Here is a 16,275-nt window from a genome sequence, read left to right on the forward strand (position 1 = left end):
CCGGTTCGGTCGCGGTTTTCGCTTATCAAGGGGCGGCGAAAGCCGCCTTTCTTTTCTCTCCCATCCCTTGCGCAAATCCATTTGTTTGTTATGGGTGTATATGCCCACACAAAAAAGGAGTATTCATGCGCATCTTTACTGTTTCGGCTATCGCCGGTGCTTTGCTTGTTCTGGCTGGCTGCTCGTCCGAAAAGACGGCAGGTTCGCCCCCTTCTGAAGACCCACAGGTTGGCTACGTGGTCCTGTCTGTTGAACCGGTAGAAAACACCACAGAAAGCGTGCGCTCGCACCAGGCCGTCGGGGTGGAGGGCGTCTGGCTGCCAGGATTTGATGGCGGGTTGGTCCTCTACCGCCTGATTGGACCGAAGGATGTCGAAAGGGCGATCGTCCAGCCAGCCTTTGCTAATGGGCGGCCTGCGCTTCAACCCAATGACGGTGTATTCGTCCATGGGAATGGTCCCTTTGCATCCGTTGTCGCCGCGCCCATTGGGCCGACCCCAGCTGCCTTCATTCGCACGGATAGGCCATCAGGCCAAGGGGCACTGGTGAAGGTGATGCGTGCAGAGGAAGCCGGTGACAACATACAGGTCGCCTACCTGGATATCGATGGCGCCCGCGTAAAGGAGCTCGTTGTGAGCAAGTCCGCTCAACTGACCGTGGACTACTTTCGCTCGACATCCTTCGCCTGCTTATACGGCTCTGGAGCGTCGGCCAAGATCTATCCCCACTGGTCTAATCAGTTGAAATGTGGCTGAAGGAGAAAGGCGGCGAGAGCCGCCTTTCCCTTGTCTGAGCCCCTTGCGTAACTCCAACTCTTTGTTATGGGTATATCAACCCACACGAAAAAGGAGCATCCATGCGCGCACTCATCCTTTCCCTGGCCATCGCCAGCCTGCTCCCGCTGACGGCCTCTGCTGCCGATTCCACCTCCGCCCGCCGTTACGGCACATCTGAAGCCCTGTCGGTCCAGAGCGTCCGTCTGGGTGAAGTCCTGATGGTCCGCTCGGTGGACATCAAGAGCGACAAACGCCTGAACGCTGGAAGCTCCATAGGTGCGGCCGTCGGCTACGGTGCCGCCCGCGAGGTCAAAGGCGACTACCGCAGCGCCGCGCGTGTAGCGGGAGGGGTGATTGGGGGCGTCGCCGGAACTGCCATCCAGAACGGGATCAGCAAGCGCCGAGGCATCGAGATCTACGTGCGCGATCTGGAAAGCGGCAAGGTCCAGGCGATCGTGCAATCCGCGGATCTGCTGGTTCGCACCGGTGACAAGGTGTTCTTGACGGGGAAGGGCAGCAAGACCCGCGTCGTGCCGATTGAGGGGCAGCGCTGATGGAACGGGCATTCATAAGCGGCGACTACGAGCATCTCATCTTTGATGGCATGAGCTGCCTTCCGACAGAACACGACGATCTTCCCAGCGTTCAGGCTTTGAACATCACGCCTGAAATCGTGCGGGCCAGCGTGGATTGTAGTCGTGCAAACAGGCAGAACTTGACGCTCAAGCTGGAAGACCGTTGGGCAATAGGGAATGCGGGAATGAGGCACCGCCATTCGCCGCATCGCGGAGGGCGCGTTGTCCACAACGACTGGCGAGATCTCCCTTCCCGGTGGGAGCGTCGTCGATGAAATCAGATTTCCAACCCCCGCCGATATCCATTGTCTCGTCCCAGTGCGGCGGAACCTTACCTGACGGCATTCGGCGCCAGACGACATCGGAGTTGCCTGTTCGTTGGAACATCCAGTCGAAGCCATGGGGCCAAGCTCCGGCTTACCGTGCGAACCCGCTGTCCGCTGCCCGGGGTGCACGCCAATGATGAGCGCGCTTCTGCTGGTGTTGCTGCTGGGTTTGATGCTCACGGTGCCGTTCTGGACCCTTAACCGCTTCGCGGAAGCAAAGGCCGCATGGATCCGCGTCCGCGCTGGAGAGCGACACGGCCGAACCTACGGCCGCTTCGTTATCCAAGCCGCCTTGTTTGGGGTGGGGGTCGCCTTCCTGGGGATGGTCGCGGCGGTGGGCACCTTCGGTGCTTGGCCGGTAGGCCTCTTCCTGCTTGTGGTCGGCTTGGGTGCATGCATTGTCGCGCGCGGAGCGAGGCAATGAGCCGCGTGCGCTCCACCTTGTTTGCGCCAGTCGCGCTGTCGAATAGCGGCGGCTTTCAGTTGCTGCCAATGCCACCAAGCCTCCAAGCCATCTACGACGCAGCACAGCGAGGCACTCCCTACGGCACGGAGCTGGACGACGCCTTGGCGGCCCATCGTCAGGCCCACGGCGAGCCGGCGCAGATCGCGCACGCCCAACGCCTAGATCCGTGCGATGCCATGCCTGCCACACCTAATGATCGGCGCGATGCCTACGTGCGCCAGCGGCGTTATGCGGTGCGTGCCGGGATTGTTGCGGGCATGGCTCCTGTGGCAATCGCACAAGCGCTGGGGGTGTCGCCTGGCGTTATCTGTGGCGACGTCAAGGCCATCGCCTGATGACCCCACGCAAAGGCCGCTTGGGCGGTCAAACACCGGAGCAAGTCCAAGCGCGGCTCGATCAGGGCCTCACTCAGCGCGCCCTGGCCGAACGGGTGGGCGTCACGCACCAGGCCGTGAGCCGCTTCGTGCACCGCCATGGCCTCCTTTCTGTGGGGCTGCAGTCCTACCGATCACGGCAAGCTGAGCAAGTGGCTCAACGTCGCCGGCGGGTGCGACAGCTGCTGAGAGAGGGGCGGACCTCGGCGGAGGTGGCGGCCCGGTTGGGGATTTCCACTGCCACCTTAAGCGTGGACCGTCGGGCGCTGGGCGTTGTCCGCGCATTGAAGGGGCCCCGGGGGCGGACCTTACGGGGACTGGACCGGGCGCAGATCCAGACCCGCTTGATGTCCATCAGCAGGGCCCAGTTGGCTCGGGAGCTGGGGGTGAGCAGCTCGGCGGTCTACCGCTTTTGCAGGAAGACAGGCTTCATCGCCTCCTAGTAGGGGAAGGCTCCTAGCGGTCCAATCCTCCGGTAGGCCATGTCCAAGGACCGCGATTTAGCTCTGCTCTCTCTAAGGCTCGTCCGATCAGGCACTTACGGGCGGAGATGTTCGGGAACGTTGGTCCAGACGCGCTGCTGAACGATACTTGGGGCCTGTTCGATGGGATGTATTAGATGCCGCTGCTCAACTGGTCTGACCGTGATGAAGACTTGACCCGTTCCGCCCTGACGCCCTACCGCCTCCTGGAGCCGGTGGCCAGTCTATCCTATGGGGAAGTGGACTCTCCCAACATGCTGATCGAAGGCGACAACTTGGCTGCGCTGAAAGCGCTGTTGCCTTACTACGCCGGGCAGGTGAAGTGCATCTTTATCGATCCGCCTTACAACACAAAATCAGCGGTCAGCGAGCACTACGACGACAACATCGAGCACTCGCAGTGGCTATCAATGATCTACCCGAGACTAGAGCTTCTTCGTGAGCTCCTGTCCGAGAATGGGTCGATCTGGATCACGCTGGACGACAACGAAGCCCACTACTTCAAGGTCATAGCAGACGAGGTGTTCGGTCGAAAGAACTTCATTGCGAATGTTGTCTGGCGTAAGAACTATTCGCCCAAGTCGTCTGCAAGGCACTTTTCGGTCGACCACGACCATCTCTTTGTCTATGCCAAGAACGCATATGCATGGTCTCCAAACTGAACCGCCCCGGGTTTTGCGGAGGCTTCAACTCCTGAGAGGATGAAGCCATGAACAAGACGAACAAGTTCTCCCCCGAAGTGCGTGAGCGGGCGGTGCGGATGGTGCAGGAACATCGCGGGGATTACGCCTCGATGTGGTCGGCCATCGAGTCGCTTGCTCCGAAGATCGGCTGCGTGCCGCAGACGCTGCTGGAGTGGGTCAAGCGAGCGGAAGTTGATGCTGGCAAGCGCCCCGGCGTCAGCACGTCCGAGGCGCAGCGGATCAAGGACCTGGAGCGTGAGAACAAGGAACTGCGCCGGGCCAACGAGATCCTCAAGGTCTCCAGCGCGTTTTTCGCCCAGGCGGAGCTCGACCGCCGGCTGAAGTGATGTACGCCCTGGTTGATGGGCAGCGCGAGCGCTTCGGGGTCGAGCCGATCTGTGCGGTCCTTCAGATTGCCCCATCGGCCTATCGCCGCCACGCAGCAAGACAACGTGATCCTTCGTTACGCAGCGTCCGGGCACAGCGCGAGAGCGCACTGATGCCCCGGATCCAAGCGCTGTGGCACGAGAACCTGGAGGTCTACGGTGCTGACAAGGTCTGGAAGCAGATGCACCGGGAAGGCCAGGCGGTGGCCCGTTGCACGGTCGAGCGGCTGATGCGCCGGCTAGGCCTGCGTGGGGTGCGGCGTGGCAAGGCGGTGCGCACTACCGTCAGTGACACCAAGGCCCCATGCCCGCTGGACAAGGTGAACCGGCAGTTCCATGCCGACCGGCCGAACCAGCTGTGGGTCTCCGATTTCACCTACGTCTCGACTTGGCAGGGTTGGCTGTACGTGGCCTTCATCGTGGATGTCTTTGCCCGGCGCATCGTGGGCTGGCAGGTCAGCCAGTCGATGACCACCGACTTTGTTCTGGATGCACTGGAGCAGGCGCTCTACGCGCGTCAGCCTGGGCCTGACAGCCGCCTGATTCACCATAGCGACCGCGGCGTTCAATATGTCTCCATCCGTTACAGCGAGCGTCTGGCCCAGGCCGGCATCGAGCCTTCGGTCGGCAGCAAGGGCGATAGCTACGACAACGCCTTGGCCGAGACGATCAACGGGCTGTACAAGGCTGAAATGATCCATCGCCGTGGGCCATGGCAAACCCGCCAGGCGGTAGAACTGGCCACACTGGAATGGGTGAGCTGGTTCAACAGTCGGCGCCTGCTCCAATCCATCGGCTACATCCCGCCAGCAGAGGCCGAAGCAAACTACTATCAACAACTCGCCAGTCAAGCCGCCGCGATGGCAGCCTGACTTCGATCAAACAGCCTCCGCGATTCCCGGGGCGGTTCAAACGCCCGGTGCAGCTGCGGACCGAGCAGGCCTCAAGGCAGGGGATACCATTACTTCGGTTGCCGGAAAGAAATTCAAGACCGATAGCGACTTCTTGGACTGCTTGGCTAAAGCCACTAAGGCGCCGACCTATCCACTCGACGTGACGCGCAATGGCTCTGCGCTGGCACTCACCGTTGAACGTGACTACCGACCCGCTGCCACTCAGGTCGCTAGCGTCGCTGGGGACTCGACCACAGTGACCACCCCCGTAGCTCAAGCCGTTTCGGTTGCCGATGAGTTGACCAAGCTTCTGAAGCTCAAAGAGCAGGGTATCCTGACGCAGACCGAGTTCGATTCGCAGAAGAGCAAGCTGTTGAACCAATGAGCATTCCGTCCGCCACGTTCCGTGGCCCGGACCGGACGGTTGTTTCGATCATTAGAAGATCCCTGACACGAAGTGATGGACCATTTTGAAGGCGTGGTGCTGGACTACTTACGGGCTGATCGGGCGCTGTTCGTCAACAGCCAGTGCTGCATCCAGCTCAACGAAGGCGCCAACCCGGACACCAGCGGGCCGCACTGGTATTGCGATGCGGTGGCGGTGAGCTTCAAGGAGCAGGCCACCTATCTCTGCGAAATCACCTACGCCGCACGCGCGCCGTCGCTCCTGGCGCGTCTGCGGGCCTGGGACGAGCATTGGCCAGGGGTCAGGGCAGCGCTGGCCAGGGACAGCGGTGTGCCCCTGGATTGGAGCGCCAGACCTTGGCTGTTTGTCCCCGAGGCCAACGCCAAGGGCCTCCAATACGCCATCGGCGGTTTGAAAAACCTCCCCAGCCCCCGCGTCACGTTCTTGGAGGACGTGGTGCCATGGCGCTACCGCTCTTGGGATCGAGGTGTCTATAAGGACGTGTCCCCATGACTGATCTCAACATCGCGGCCACCAGCTACGCCCTACTGCAGGGCGAAACCACCTGCTGGAAGTGTTCGGCAACCATCCCCGTAACCGCGCTTTGGGTGCCAGGGTTCATCGACAACGAAGACGAGGAATACCCGCAAGAGGGCGGGCCTTCGCTGCTGAAATACATCAGCGAGCTGGACGTGGGAACGATGGCCCGGGTCCAGGCCGAGGCTCCCTGGCTCAAGCCCAATTACTCGCAAACGGCTGACCGGACCTACTTGGGCAACCACTGCCAGGCCTGCGACGCGCTGCAGGGCGATCACTTCGTCTACGGCCCAGATGGCCCGTTCTTCCCGCAAGACCGGGCCGGCGTGGACCAGCTGAAAGTCATCCCCGGTCACGGGGCCGTGATGGCGAGCGCCTCCACGGCACAGTCGGGCTGGATGGCGTGGATCGCAATCCGATTACACGGAGGGCAATGAACATGTGGGAGTGGCGTCAACGATGCGCGTGGGGCACCCAAAGAATGCGGCAAGAGCTACGAACGCGGTTCTTACACTACGCGCGAACCTTTGGAAGCCAGCGTGGGCTGGAACACTTCGAAAATGCTATCGAGCAATCGCCCAATCTCTACGTCTATTTCGCAGGGCGACATGCCGGCTACGTCCACGAATGGGTGCTGAGAGGCGCGGCGGCTACGGTCGGGCATTTTGCGGTGGCGCGGGAGCTGGAGGGAAAGGGATTTGGCGAGCCGCTGCTTCGGGGCTTTGCTGAATCAATCCAGCGTGAACTGGGGGTCGCGCGGATCGTTTTTCTTGTCCGCAAGTTTTCGCCAGCCTATCAACAGCTGTTTCAGCGAGTGGGTGCAATCGCTACCGGACGCATGGTCGATGGCATCCCCGAGTGGGAATGGTGCTTCCCCAAGCCCTAGGCGTCGCAGCTGCTGAGACATCGCTGGGGCATGGTGTCCGGGCTACTACCCTTGGAGTTGTTGCCATGGCCTTCGATGTTGAAAAGTTGAACCTGTTAGAGAAAGTTCGGGATTTTCGCTTTGCTCTCGCATTGTTGGCGTTTGCAGCGCTGGCGGATGTGTTCCTGGTGTTGATGACGGGATCCAACCTATGGGCCTTTAAGTGGAACGACATCGCCTCGCGCCCAGGTCCCTGGTTATTGTTGGTCCTTGCTTACAGCGTGATGATGACCCTAGGCGCTGGGTTGATTTCTTCCTTGGCAATGGCCGTGCTGGAACTGTTTGTGCCCAAGATTCAGCACTGGCTGGCAACCCCTATCCCACCGCAGAACCCGGACCCGACGCGTTACGTCCATCGGTGGGAGGCCGAGAAGGCGTTGGCCCAAGTGGCCGAGTCGGCTCGCCCGAAGGCGGTGGAGAAACAACTCGCGGAGCGCGCGATTGACGAGGGGAGGTGGCAGGCCCTGGTGGGAGCGGGCTGGGTCGGGGTGACGTTGGTGGCATTGGACTGGAACATGGCTGGCTCCGGCATCGCGGCTCTTTCGCAATGGCATGCATGGACGCCTTGGCTGGTTTTAGCCATCCCCGCACTGCCGTGCGTCTACCATGCATGGGTTGGCGTTCCGGTGCACGACTTAATTGAGTGGCCCCAGGTGGCGGAAGACCTCTATCAAAAGAGGTCCGCTGCCCTCGTTGCTATGCAGACCTCATGAGCGCCAGCGTTACAAGGCTCGGACGGCCAAGGCTGAGTTGGCGTTGGTTACTACCAGCTCTCCCCAGTAGAACCGCCGATAGTCCGACCCACTTCGCCCTCCTGCGGTAGATGAGAGCCTGAGCTGCCCCCTTTGGTTCGGAAGCTCTTAAAGGTGTGGTCGACTATCTGCGTGCTTTCAGCTACGCAGACGCCGCTCGGTGCGGATGGTTCTGATCCCCCGGGCGGATGCGGACATGCGAGGCATGCTTGCCTTGAAAGCGAATATCCACCGGTCCAGGGCGGCCTTCAGTCGTTCATTTCACATGTCGCGGTGCCAGTCCGGAGATGCCTCGAGTGTCCCACAGCGTGGCGACATTTCGTTGAGATGCACGCCTCAGCTACTGCGTCAGAAATGCGCTCAGTAGGAGTGCTTTTGTGGACAGACGCTCAAGGCTGCTGGTGCTGACAACGGATCGCAAACGGCTGGGTGCTGGCAGGCAGAGACAAGGCTAGTGCAGCAGATGGCAACGGCACGCGAGCAGCATCCGGCCCACCCTTGGCTGTTCGACCACTGACATGGGAGTCGCACATCACCACTCTCTACCAGCGCTGGGCCTCTGAAAGGGACCTTAGCTTCGCTGTCCCAACCGCAAGGACAGGCATCCTTCTCGGCGCTGGCGCTTTGTTGCGGCCCTTCGCTGCGCGCCGCTGTCGCGGTGCTTGCTCTCGGGTGCGGTAGGGCCGGACGCTTTGCCTATCGGTTCCCACGAGGCGCATAACGCGCTGGTGGAGAAGAACCGATGAAGCGCAGCACCAAGGACAGCACGGCCCGATACCACATCCAGATGGACGAGGAGGGCATCTTGCTCGCAGCAGCCACCATCTTGGAGCAGCGCCTTCAGCGGCTGGGCCACATCCACAGCCCCGAGCAGGCCGGCAGCTACCTGGTCGCCCGCTGCGCCCACCTGCCGCACGAAGTCTTTGGCGTCGTCTTCCTCGACACCAAGCACCACATCCTGGCCGTCGAGCACCTGTTCACTGGAACCGTCGACGGATGCGAAGTCCACAACCGAGTGGTCGCCAAGCGCGCGCTGGAGCTCAACGCAGTCGCGCTCATCCTTTTCCACAATCACCCAAGCGGAAATCCCGAGCCCAGCGAAGCGGACCGCCAAGTCACTAAGCGCCTGCAGGAGGCATTGGGCCTTCTGGACATCCGGGTCCTCGACCACCTGGTCATCGGCGGCCAGAAGAGCGTCAGCCTGGCGGCCAGGGGGTGGGCATAGCCCGCCCCTTCACCCATGCATCTGCCGAAGCTAGACTGCCATGGCAGATACACATCCACTTCCATGGGGCAGGAATGAAGGCGTTTCACGTGCGTGGGATTGTTTGGGAGGCCGACGGCAAGCGTCGCTCGTTACCGGCTGAAGCCACGGTCGAATGCGAGAGCGAAGACGGTATTGCCGACGCCCTCAGTGACGCATTTGGCTGGCTTGTGAGTAAGTTTGTTGTCGTGGAAGAGTTTGAAGGACTGGGCGCAACGCGGGGATACGACGATGAACAATGAGCCCAAAAAGGATGAGTTCTTCCAACTGCAGCCAGACGCTCGGCGTGGAGGAAAAGGGCATGGGGTGGTCTTTGAAAACGAGAAGATTCTGCGAACACCTCCTAGATTGATCGTAAAGCCAAAGGAGGGCGGGTTCCCGCCATTGCGCGAAACCCCGCGCCTCGTTTACCACCCGAGTGAAGGTGTATTGCCTGAAGACCTAGAGGGAGGCTTCAGCGGCTATTGGTTGGTTTCCGAAAGGCTGCGGCGTGTGATGGAGTCAGTGGATGCGGCTGCCTTCGTCTTCGCTGACGCTGACTATCGCTTGGCCGATGGTTCCAAAGGTCCGACCGTCTTCCTCTGCGATGTCGTCCGCACATTGGATGCCTTGGACGAAGAGGCCTCCGAGCTGAACATCGAGATCAGTGACGACTTCGAAGCGGGGAAATACTACGACCTCACTGGCGACATCCGGCTGGCCTTCCGGCGAGATGTGCTGGGTTCTGCACATGTTTTCAGGTTGTCTTTCCATGGCGGCGTTTTCTGCGATAGAGCGTTCAAGGAGGCCGTTGAGGCGGCGGGCATTGTCACGTCTAGCAAATCCAATGGGCTTTGGTTCTACGACGTTGTGAACTGCTGATTTGCAAACAAGGGCAGCAAGGAAGGAGCCTGATCCATGGCGAACTATCGGACACTTTTCCAAGACCATCACAACATCGAACAGCAGACGCTGAAGAACAGCGAGTTGTTGGCAAGGTTGCAAGAGGTCGGGAAGTTTCATATCCATGCGCCTGAAAACCGTTTGTTTCTGCCCGCTAGTCCTCAGCTGGCTGACGCGCTTGGGGTAACGCCGCACAGTGGCGGCCCTTTAGCGGAATACCAAAAGGGCATGCTTGAACGGTTGAATCGCATTCAGCTGACGCGGGACGGTCAGGCAGCTCTGGAAGGCGACACGGCGGCTATGGATAGAGTTGCTAAGCGCGTGGAGCAGCTGCGCGATACAGTCAAGGTCGGACTGATCAACAATGACTTAAAAACCAACACGCCATTAGGTGAGGTTCCGACGCAAACCAACCAGAGAGTTCGCCAGTTCTTTCGTGATATCTCTGCATATCACCAAGCCCACGCCCAGCAAATCGAGGCTTTGAAGGGCTTCACGGGGGTGGACCACGGTTGGGGAGCTGTTGCGCATTCCGAGTCGCGCATCGTCACCACGCTCAGCCAGATCCAGGTCAGTAACACCGCCATCATTCGAGGCGGGGACATCGAGCTTCAGCGCAGCGGATTGTCGCTCGCCATCGCAAATGCTCACTACGATGGGCGCGTGGTCTTGTCTGAGCAGGGCATCCTCAAGGTCGAGCAGGTTCTCGGTGAGGAAGCCGCACATCATCTACGCGTGCCTCGTGGCCAACGTGGCGAAGCCGCCATGGAGTTGTTGATGGGGGAGGCATCTGCTCGGGGTCTGACCCGTGCGGGTGGGCTTCTGACCACTGGCGCAGATGCGGTCATGACCGCGCGCACGGCCTCGGCGTTGTTGGAGCAAGGCAACGCCACCGCCGCGCAATCCGAGGTCACCCATGCTTTGGCCCGCAACGCGGGCGGCTGGGCCGGTGGCGCGTCCACGGCAGCAGCGCTGGGTGGCAGCGGCTTCGTGCCTGCGGCGTTGGTGGTCGGCGACGCGCTGTTGATGAGCAAGGCGTTCGACAAAGGCGCCGATTTGCTGGACAACCGTGCCATCTACCATCAGACCGACAAAGCGGACGTGGAGTGGAATTTCAACGGTCGCAACTTCCAGCGCGAAGCCGCCATTGACCTCGCCCAGGATGGCCGCCGCACGTCGGGCGAGCAGCCCGTGGTTGCAAGCTATGAGAAATCCCAGGAACTGGGGGCCCTGGCCAACGCGAAGGCGGTGGAGCTGGCGTTGGGCAACGCTCCGCCACCCCAGAACCCGTTCAACCTCCCAGCACGGGCAAGCGACCAATTGGGATTGGACAACCAGAATTGGGAGCGCAATCCCGAGCGTCAGACTTGGGAGCGCCAAGTCAGGACCGCCGCGTCCGGCACCGATGAGATTGGCAGTTACGCCCTCCAACTCGCGCCCCCGGAACGCGCGCGACAGCTCAACCAGGAAGCCCTGGCGCGCATCGAGAGCAACATCGCCACCGGCCGTGAGGCCATCGCAGCGACCTACCTGGAAAACCACGCCGCGCAGCGCGCCCGCGACTATGGAGTGGAGGTGCCGGCGGCGGTGCAAGCGGCGCTGGCCAAGCCGGACCGGGTTCAAGGCCACGATGGTCAGGCCTACCAGCGCAACGAGGCTGGGCAGTGGCTTGGAAAGGAAGGGTTGGCGACCGGCAACCTGGCGGCGGAGCTGGAGCTCACCAACCAGATGCGCCAGCCTTCGCTGGAGCGCGCTCAGGAGACCCTGGCGGCGATTGAAGCGCGTCCCGCGCCTACGGCGGCGCAGATGGAGCAGAACGAGCTGCTGCACCGCTACCGGGCCGCAGGCGTTGATTTGAACGTCAACCCGCAGACCCAGCAGGCCGTGGAGCTGGCCACGCAGCGGACCAGGGACGCCAACGGCATCACCGGACCGACCATGCAGCAACTCCAGCGCAACGAGTCCGGGCAATACGGCTATGACAGCCCCATCGCACACCTGCAGCAAGGGCCCGATGGCATCGCACGCGTGGTGGCTGTGACCAGCAGCGACGACATTCGGCAGGCGCTGAGTGAGACGCAAGGCAATCGGCGAGAATCGCCGACCCTTGGGCGCGTGCTTGAGGGAACGGCAGACGCGGACACCTCTACATCCGAGTCGTCCAATCCGCAGCAAGTGCTGGATATCCAGGCACGCATGCAAGCCTCCGTCGCGGCGCAGGCGCGGCAAGAACGCGAACAGCAAGATCGCCTCGCGCAAGAGCAGCACACAGCGCAGGTGCGCGAGCACCTCCAGCAGGCACAGCCTGAGCACGAAGACAGGTCACAAAGCGAACAAGCGGTCCAGGCGCACGCGGTGCTGGAAGGTCAACGCCAAGCGGAGCAGCAACGCGAACAAGAAGAGCGCCAGGTGCAGGAGCGCCAAGCGCAGACCAGCCAACAGCGCGAACTGCAGGAACATGAGGAAAGGGACGTCCAGCAACGTCAGGCGCAAGAGCGCCAGGCTCAGGACAACCAAGAGCGCGAGCAGCAGCAATACCGCCAGGTTCAAGAAGCAACGCGAATTGAGGTCCAGGAACGTCAGGCTCAGCAAGCGCAGGGACAGGACGAATTTCAGCAAGCCTCGCAGCAACCAGACACTCAGCCGAATGCTCAAGATGCCGCGCTGGCTCACCAAGTAACGAGTCCTCAGTCGCAACAGGAAGACGCGCGCCAGCGGCCAGAGACACAGAACCAACAGACAGGCGAAAACCTGGCTCACGACACACCTGACCCACTGAAGCAGACGTCCGGTCCAGGTGACGCGCCGCCGCATCAAGCACAAGAGGCAGAGCGCGCTCCGGAAATACAGGCAATGGAGAGCCGCGCCGCCGCCCGCGTCCAAGTGTCTTCCTCCGAAGGCCCGGAGCAGGACAGCCAACCTTCCCAGAGCGTGCAGGCCGATGCGGGGCCGTCAGCGCTGTCTCGCCACGTGCAAACGCAGCAGGTTGAGATGGGGCAAGCGTCGGTCCGCCAGCAAGACATGGCGCGTGAGCAGGAGGCAGCGCCGGTTCGGGTCATGGCCCAAACAACGCCTGTGACAGCAGGGCCGTTGAGTGCATCGCAGGCCGCAGCGTCTAGCAATCCTGAGCAAGAAACGAAGTCAGAGCAGAACCGTCCTTCGGACATGTTTCTCGCTGAGCATGACGCGCCAGCGCTATCGCCTGCATACCTCGCGCAGGCACACGGGCAATCGCTGGAAGTTAGCGTAGAGAATCGCTTTCCCAAGGAGCCAGCAGACGCGGAAAACCAGCAGGACCAATCGATCCCGGCCCAGGATCGCAGCGCCGCACACCCGGGGGGCGCCCTGTTCTTGGAAGAGTCCATGCGCTCGCTGCGCCAGCTGCAACAAGAGATTGAGGCGGCCGATCGGGAAGACGAACGCTTCCACCAGGAGTGGAAGAATTATCGCGACCGTGGAGAACCCTATCCCTTCGTTCGCGACGACACACGAAGCGCGCAAGGCGCAAGCCTTGATGGGTTCCCGCAGCACGAGCAAGCACGACGCTCTCCCAGTGAAGCGGTCGAGCAAACCGATGCCTTCCCACCTCTAGCCCAGCGCTCCATCGGGTCAGGGGGAAGGGATGCGCCACACGACTCTTCGCAGCCTGAGCGGAAATCCATCACGGGCGACCCGGACGTGGACGAGGTGCTCTATGCGCTCGACAGCAAAAACGAGTTGGCGATCGAGCAGGCCTTGAATCGGGTGGCCAACAGCGCTGCAACGCAGGCGCTGATCAAAAGAGGCAATGAGTTCCTGGAGGCGCAGGCCCAGCAGGAGGCCCAAGAGCACGTCGCCACGCGCCAAGCGCTGGGGATGGATGTCTCAGCAGAGATCAACACCAGTCGCGGGCCCGTCATGGTGATGACGCTGCCGGAGTTCGCCAAGGGACCGATGCAGAGCGGTCCCCAAGGGGACGGCGGTGGAGGCGGAGACGGCGGCGGAGGAGGCGGTGGTGGTGGGGGCGGTGGTTAGTCAGAATCGCTTCTGTGACCAGACACGTTAGGAGACCTCATGGACAGGCAAGACGCCGCCGCAATGGCGGAAATGATGGCCACGTTGAACGCATCGAACGCCTCGTTGCAGGAAACGGTCAAAGTGCTAACGACGCTGGTGGCATCAATGCAGCGGCGCGAACAACGGTTGCGCGAGGTGGTCGCCGAGCAACTCCAGGTGCTCCAGCACGCGGCCAGCAACGCCGATGCCAAGGTCAATCGGGTGCTGGAGAGTGCACTGCCGAGGCTGACGCAGCTGACCAATCAGGCGTTGACCCAGACACTGGAACCGGCCGCCAAGCGGTTCAACAAAGAAATGGCCCATGCGGACGAGACGTTGCAGCAAGCCACTCGACGTTATGCGCAGGCCCAGCAGTCCTTGGAGACACGGATCACGCGACGCATGGGCATTGCATCCGCCACGATGCTCGTGGCCGGCGTGTTGGGCCTAGGGGCGGTGGCCTACTCGGTGGGCATCATCAACGAAAAGCGAACCGAACTTGCACAGCTTCGAGCGTCCATCGATTACCTGGATCGCGTGTCGCGTGCGGACGTAGCTCCCTGTGGGGAAGGAAGGCTTTGCGCCACGCTTGAGAAGAACGGGCCGCGTTACGGCAACCAGAGGCAATACAGAGCGATCAACCTACGCACACCATCGGCTGCGCGGTGATGCCTGCTGACCTCGTTCGGTCAGTGGAGCATCGAGATGCCTGGCGGCTGCTTTGGTCCTTTGCTTGCCGGCTTGATTCGATACGAAGCCTTGGCATTCGTGCTGTCTGTTGATGGCCACCATTTGCCTGCTGCAACCCTCCGGCGCACCAGGGCTTTGAAAGCTTCTGGAGTTAGACGCTTCTTGCGCCTGTGCCGGCGCTGGTTGCAGGTCCAACACGCTGCGGCAATGTTTCCTCGCGTGTCTTTGCCGCCGTCCTGCTGTGCAGTCAGGTGTTCGGCAGTGCATTGGTCGCGACGTGCGGATCGATGGGACAGCTTGAGCTCTGTTGGAGAGGTCAGCCACATTGGCTGCTCGCAATAGCAGCAACGGCCCTGCTGGGCATGGAAGGCGAGGGTGCGGAGAAATTGAAGGCGGGTCATGGAAGGCTCCTGGAATCAAGGTTCGATTCCCGTGCCCCCATTGGGTGGACCTCGGGCACCCGGAGCCGTTTGGCATGCGGGCACAACACCTGGGCTTTTGCCGAGCAGGCAATCGCTTTGTAGCGCAAGCCGAATCCGACCGCAAGTTAGGAAAAATCCTATCCTTTGTAGTGTTTGAGTCCGATAGCAGTGAAGATCGGCAACGTTCAATCTATCCAAGCCGTCCAGGCCACCAACACCCGAGCAATGGAAGCACCAATGAGAACGGAACCACTCACGAAACCCTAGGTCACGTGAGCTGGGAAGGGGGTCGGGGGATTAACAGCCTCCATCCAAGCGCCGACGACCAAACCCTGGTGAAAGCCGGGGTTTGTTTTTGCCGATGACCGCCGACACCTCGTTGCTGCGCTCACGCCCTGACACTGTTGGACTGGCTGAATGCCCGGATTGCGGCACTGATGCCTGGGGCGTTGCTGCCGCCCAGGTAGCCGCTTTACATCCGCCGATTGCACGGTAGAACCTGGGGATGGACACGCAAACATCCCCAGGCATCACCGAGCTGCTCGAAACGCTCGAACACCCGGCATGGGCATCGCCCCCGACCTCGATCATCGCCAACCACGTCCGATCCCAGTTGGACGTGGGCGACCATCACCCCGCCCACGTCTTCCACGCCGCCGTTACGGTCCTTCAGCAGCCGGTAGATGGCGTGGACGGCTCCGGGGCGTTGACTTGGACCGCAGGGGGCGCCGAGCAAGGGTGGCCATGGGTGAAGCTGGCGCTGGATTGCCACGGCGAAAGGGGAGAGATCCTCATGCTGGGGCCCATCACTCCGGAGAGCGTGGACATGGCCCTCCACGACGGCGACGTGGCGCTGGTGAGCGGCGTGATCTTGGATTACCTGGATGAGCAGCTGGTCAGACAGGACCGCGCCGACACCCTCGCAGCCATCGCGATGGATGGCATCGCATTCCGCGAGCGGCAGCACCACGCGCAGCACCTCCAGCAGACCTGCGGGCGTCAAGCGTTCCTGGACGAGGCGGTTGAGAAGGGCGATGCAGGATTGCTGAAAGCGGCGTTGGGGCTTGGGGCGGCGGTCAACGCGCCAGGCGCGGGCGGGAACACGGCCCTGCGCCAAGCCATCCTCAACGGGCACCCGGGCCTGGTGGTGCCACTGCTGGAGGCCGGGGCTTGGGCGAGGGAGTTTCAACCACAACGGCCAGACGCCCCTGCACTTTGCGGCGCAGGTCAGGGACACGGAGAGCTGTTTGCGGTTGATTGCCGCGGGCGTGGATCCCTCGTTGCGTGATTTCCAGGGGAAAAGCCCTTTGGAACTGGCAGTAGGAAAAGAAAAGCAGGGTATGGAAAGGTAAGCATTGTTTTCAATCCACTGAACAGGCAGGATCGGCGTTCTTATTTACG

20 protein-coding genes and 1 other annotated feature are annotated in these 16,275 nt (G+C 61.6%); of the genes, 18 read left to right on the forward strand and 2 right to left on the reverse strand.

The window, feature by feature from the left end; genetic code table 11:
• Positions 1-125 precede the first annotated feature (125 nt).
• From ACCQ06_RS07315 to ACCQ06_RS07395, 17 genes are all read left to right on the forward strand, one after another.
• Positions 126-755 carry a hypothetical protein gene (locus ACCQ06_RS07315; protein WP_316691554.1) on the forward strand — a complete coding sequence of 210 codons (630 nt, stop codon included), beginning with the start codon at positions 126-128 and terminating at the stop codon, positions 753-755.
• A 101-nt stretch (positions 756-856) separates the two neighbouring features.
• On the forward strand, positions 857-1,330 hold the full coding sequence (locus ACCQ06_RS07320) for an outer membrane lipoprotein (RefSeq protein ID WP_316691555.1): 474 nt from the start codon (positions 857-859) through the stop codon (positions 1,328-1,330).
• Between the two features lie 480 nt (positions 1,331-1,810).
• Positions 1,811-2,101: a hypothetical protein gene (locus ACCQ06_RS07325; RefSeq protein WP_316691556.1), complete on the forward strand. Its 291-nt coding sequence runs from the start codon at positions 1,811-1,813 to the stop codon at positions 2,099-2,101.
• On the forward strand, positions 2,098-2,478 hold the full coding sequence (locus tag ACCQ06_RS07330) for a hypothetical protein (protein WP_316691557.1): 381 nt from the start codon (positions 2,098-2,100) through the stop codon (positions 2,476-2,478). Before ACCQ06_RS07325 ends, ACCQ06_RS07330 begins: the two co-directional genes overlap by 4 nt.
• The gene (locus ACCQ06_RS07335; RefSeq protein WP_372365363.1) at positions 2,478-2,960 is read left to right on the forward strand and encodes a helix-turn-helix domain-containing protein; all 483 of its coding nucleotides are present in this window, start codon (positions 2,478-2,480) and stop codon (positions 2,958-2,960) included. Before ACCQ06_RS07330 ends, ACCQ06_RS07335 begins: the two co-directional genes overlap by 1 nt.
• 176 nt (positions 2,961-3,136) lie before the next feature.
• A complete protein-coding gene (locus tag ACCQ06_RS07340; RefSeq protein WP_316691558.1) occupies positions 3,137-3,661 on the forward strand; it encodes a DNA methyltransferase in 525 nt (174 codons plus the stop codon).
• Between the two features lie 47 nt (positions 3,662-3,708).
• Positions 3,709-4,940 (forward strand): IS3 family transposase gene (locus ACCQ06_RS07345; RefSeq protein ID WP_372365369.1). Its coding sequence is split into 2 segments (ribosomal slippage): positions 3,709-4,000 and positions 4,000-4,940, totalling 1,233 coding nucleotides; the frame shifts between segments, so codons are not numbered across the junction.
• Positions 3,987-4,103 (forward strand) — a sequence feature (AL1L pseudoknot). Its footprint overlaps the gene before it by 117 nt.
• 88 nt (positions 4,941-5,028) lie before the next feature.
• Positions 5,029-5,346 carry an SHOCT domain-containing protein gene (locus ACCQ06_RS07350; RefSeq protein WP_316692516.1) on the forward strand — a complete coding sequence of 106 codons (318 nt, stop codon included), beginning with the start codon at positions 5,029-5,031 and terminating at the stop codon, positions 5,344-5,346.
• A 75-nt stretch (positions 5,347-5,421) separates the two neighbouring features.
• Positions 5,422-5,880 (forward strand): hypothetical protein, encoded by a 459-nt coding sequence (locus ACCQ06_RS07355; protein WP_316691560.1) that lies wholly within the window; start codon positions 5,422-5,424, stop codon positions 5,878-5,880.
• Positions 5,877-6,341, forward strand: a complete 465-nt coding sequence (locus ACCQ06_RS07360) for a hypothetical protein (RefSeq protein ID WP_316691561.1) — start codon at positions 5,877-5,879, stop codon at positions 6,339-6,341. Before ACCQ06_RS07355 ends, ACCQ06_RS07360 begins: the two co-directional genes overlap by 4 nt.
• Positions 6,338-6,790 carry an N-acetyltransferase gene (locus ACCQ06_RS07365; RefSeq protein ID WP_316691562.1) on the forward strand — a complete coding sequence of 151 codons (453 nt, stop codon included), beginning with the start codon at positions 6,338-6,340 and terminating at the stop codon, positions 6,788-6,790. Before ACCQ06_RS07360 ends, ACCQ06_RS07365 begins: the two co-directional genes overlap by 4 nt.
• Positions 6,791-6,855: 65 nt before the next feature.
• Positions 6,856-7,542, forward strand: a complete 687-nt coding sequence (locus ACCQ06_RS07370) for a hypothetical protein (RefSeq protein ID WP_316691563.1) — start codon at positions 6,856-6,858, stop codon at positions 7,540-7,542.
• Positions 7,543-8,323: 781 nt separating this feature from the next.
• Entirely contained in the window at positions 8,324-8,806 is a 483-nt protein-coding gene (locus tag ACCQ06_RS07375) for a JAB domain-containing protein (RefSeq protein ID WP_316691564.1), read from the forward strand.
• A 74-nt stretch (positions 8,807-8,880) separates the two neighbouring features.
• Positions 8,881-9,087, forward strand: a complete 207-nt coding sequence (locus ACCQ06_RS07380; protein ID WP_316691565.1) for a hypothetical protein — start codon at positions 8,881-8,883, stop codon at positions 9,085-9,087.
• On the forward strand, positions 9,077-9,706 hold the full coding sequence (locus ACCQ06_RS07385; RefSeq protein WP_316691566.1) for a DUF1629 domain-containing protein: 630 nt from the start codon (positions 9,077-9,079) through the stop codon (positions 9,704-9,706). Before ACCQ06_RS07380 ends, ACCQ06_RS07385 begins: the two co-directional genes overlap by 11 nt.
• 36 nt (positions 9,707-9,742) lie before the next feature.
• Positions 9,743-13,741, forward strand: coding sequence for a hypothetical protein (locus ACCQ06_RS07390; protein WP_316691567.1), 3,999 nt, complete (start codon positions 9,743-9,745; stop codon positions 13,739-13,741).
• Positions 13,742-13,780: 39 nt separating this feature from the next.
• Positions 13,781-14,431, forward strand: a complete 651-nt coding sequence (locus ACCQ06_RS07395) for a hypothetical protein (RefSeq protein WP_316691568.1) — start codon at positions 13,781-13,783, stop codon at positions 14,429-14,431.
• Positions 14,432-14,451: 20 nt separating this feature from the next.
• Here the strand turns inward: ACCQ06_RS07395 and ACCQ06_RS07400 are convergent, their stop codons facing one another.
• Together ACCQ06_RS07400 and ACCQ06_RS07405 are read right to left on the reverse strand one after the other, a co-directional pair.
• Positions 14,452-14,853, reverse strand: a complete 402-nt coding sequence (locus tag ACCQ06_RS07400) for an HNH endonuclease (protein ID WP_316691569.1) — start codon at positions 14,851-14,853, stop codon at positions 14,452-14,454.
• 493 nt (positions 14,854-15,346) lie between these two features.
• On the reverse strand, positions 15,347-15,877 hold the full coding sequence (locus ACCQ06_RS07405; RefSeq protein WP_372365375.1) for a hypothetical protein: 531 nt from the start codon (positions 15,875-15,877) through the stop codon (positions 15,347-15,349).
• A 61-nt stretch (positions 15,878-15,938) separates the two neighbouring features.
• On the opposite strand from ACCQ06_RS07405, the gene ACCQ06_RS07410 reads away from it, so the two are divergent.
• Positions 15,939-16,226 (forward strand): ankyrin repeat domain-containing protein, encoded by a 288-nt coding sequence (locus ACCQ06_RS07410; RefSeq protein ID WP_372365377.1) that lies wholly within the window; start codon positions 15,939-15,941, stop codon positions 16,224-16,226.
• Positions 16,227-16,275: the final 49 nt, after the last annotated feature.

Origin of the sequence: Xanthomonas sp. NCPPB 4467, from assembly GCF_041475665.2 — a bacterium.
Classification (GTDB): Bacteria; Pseudomonadota; Gammaproteobacteria; order Xanthomonadales; family Xanthomonadaceae; genus Xanthomonas; species Xanthomonas dyei.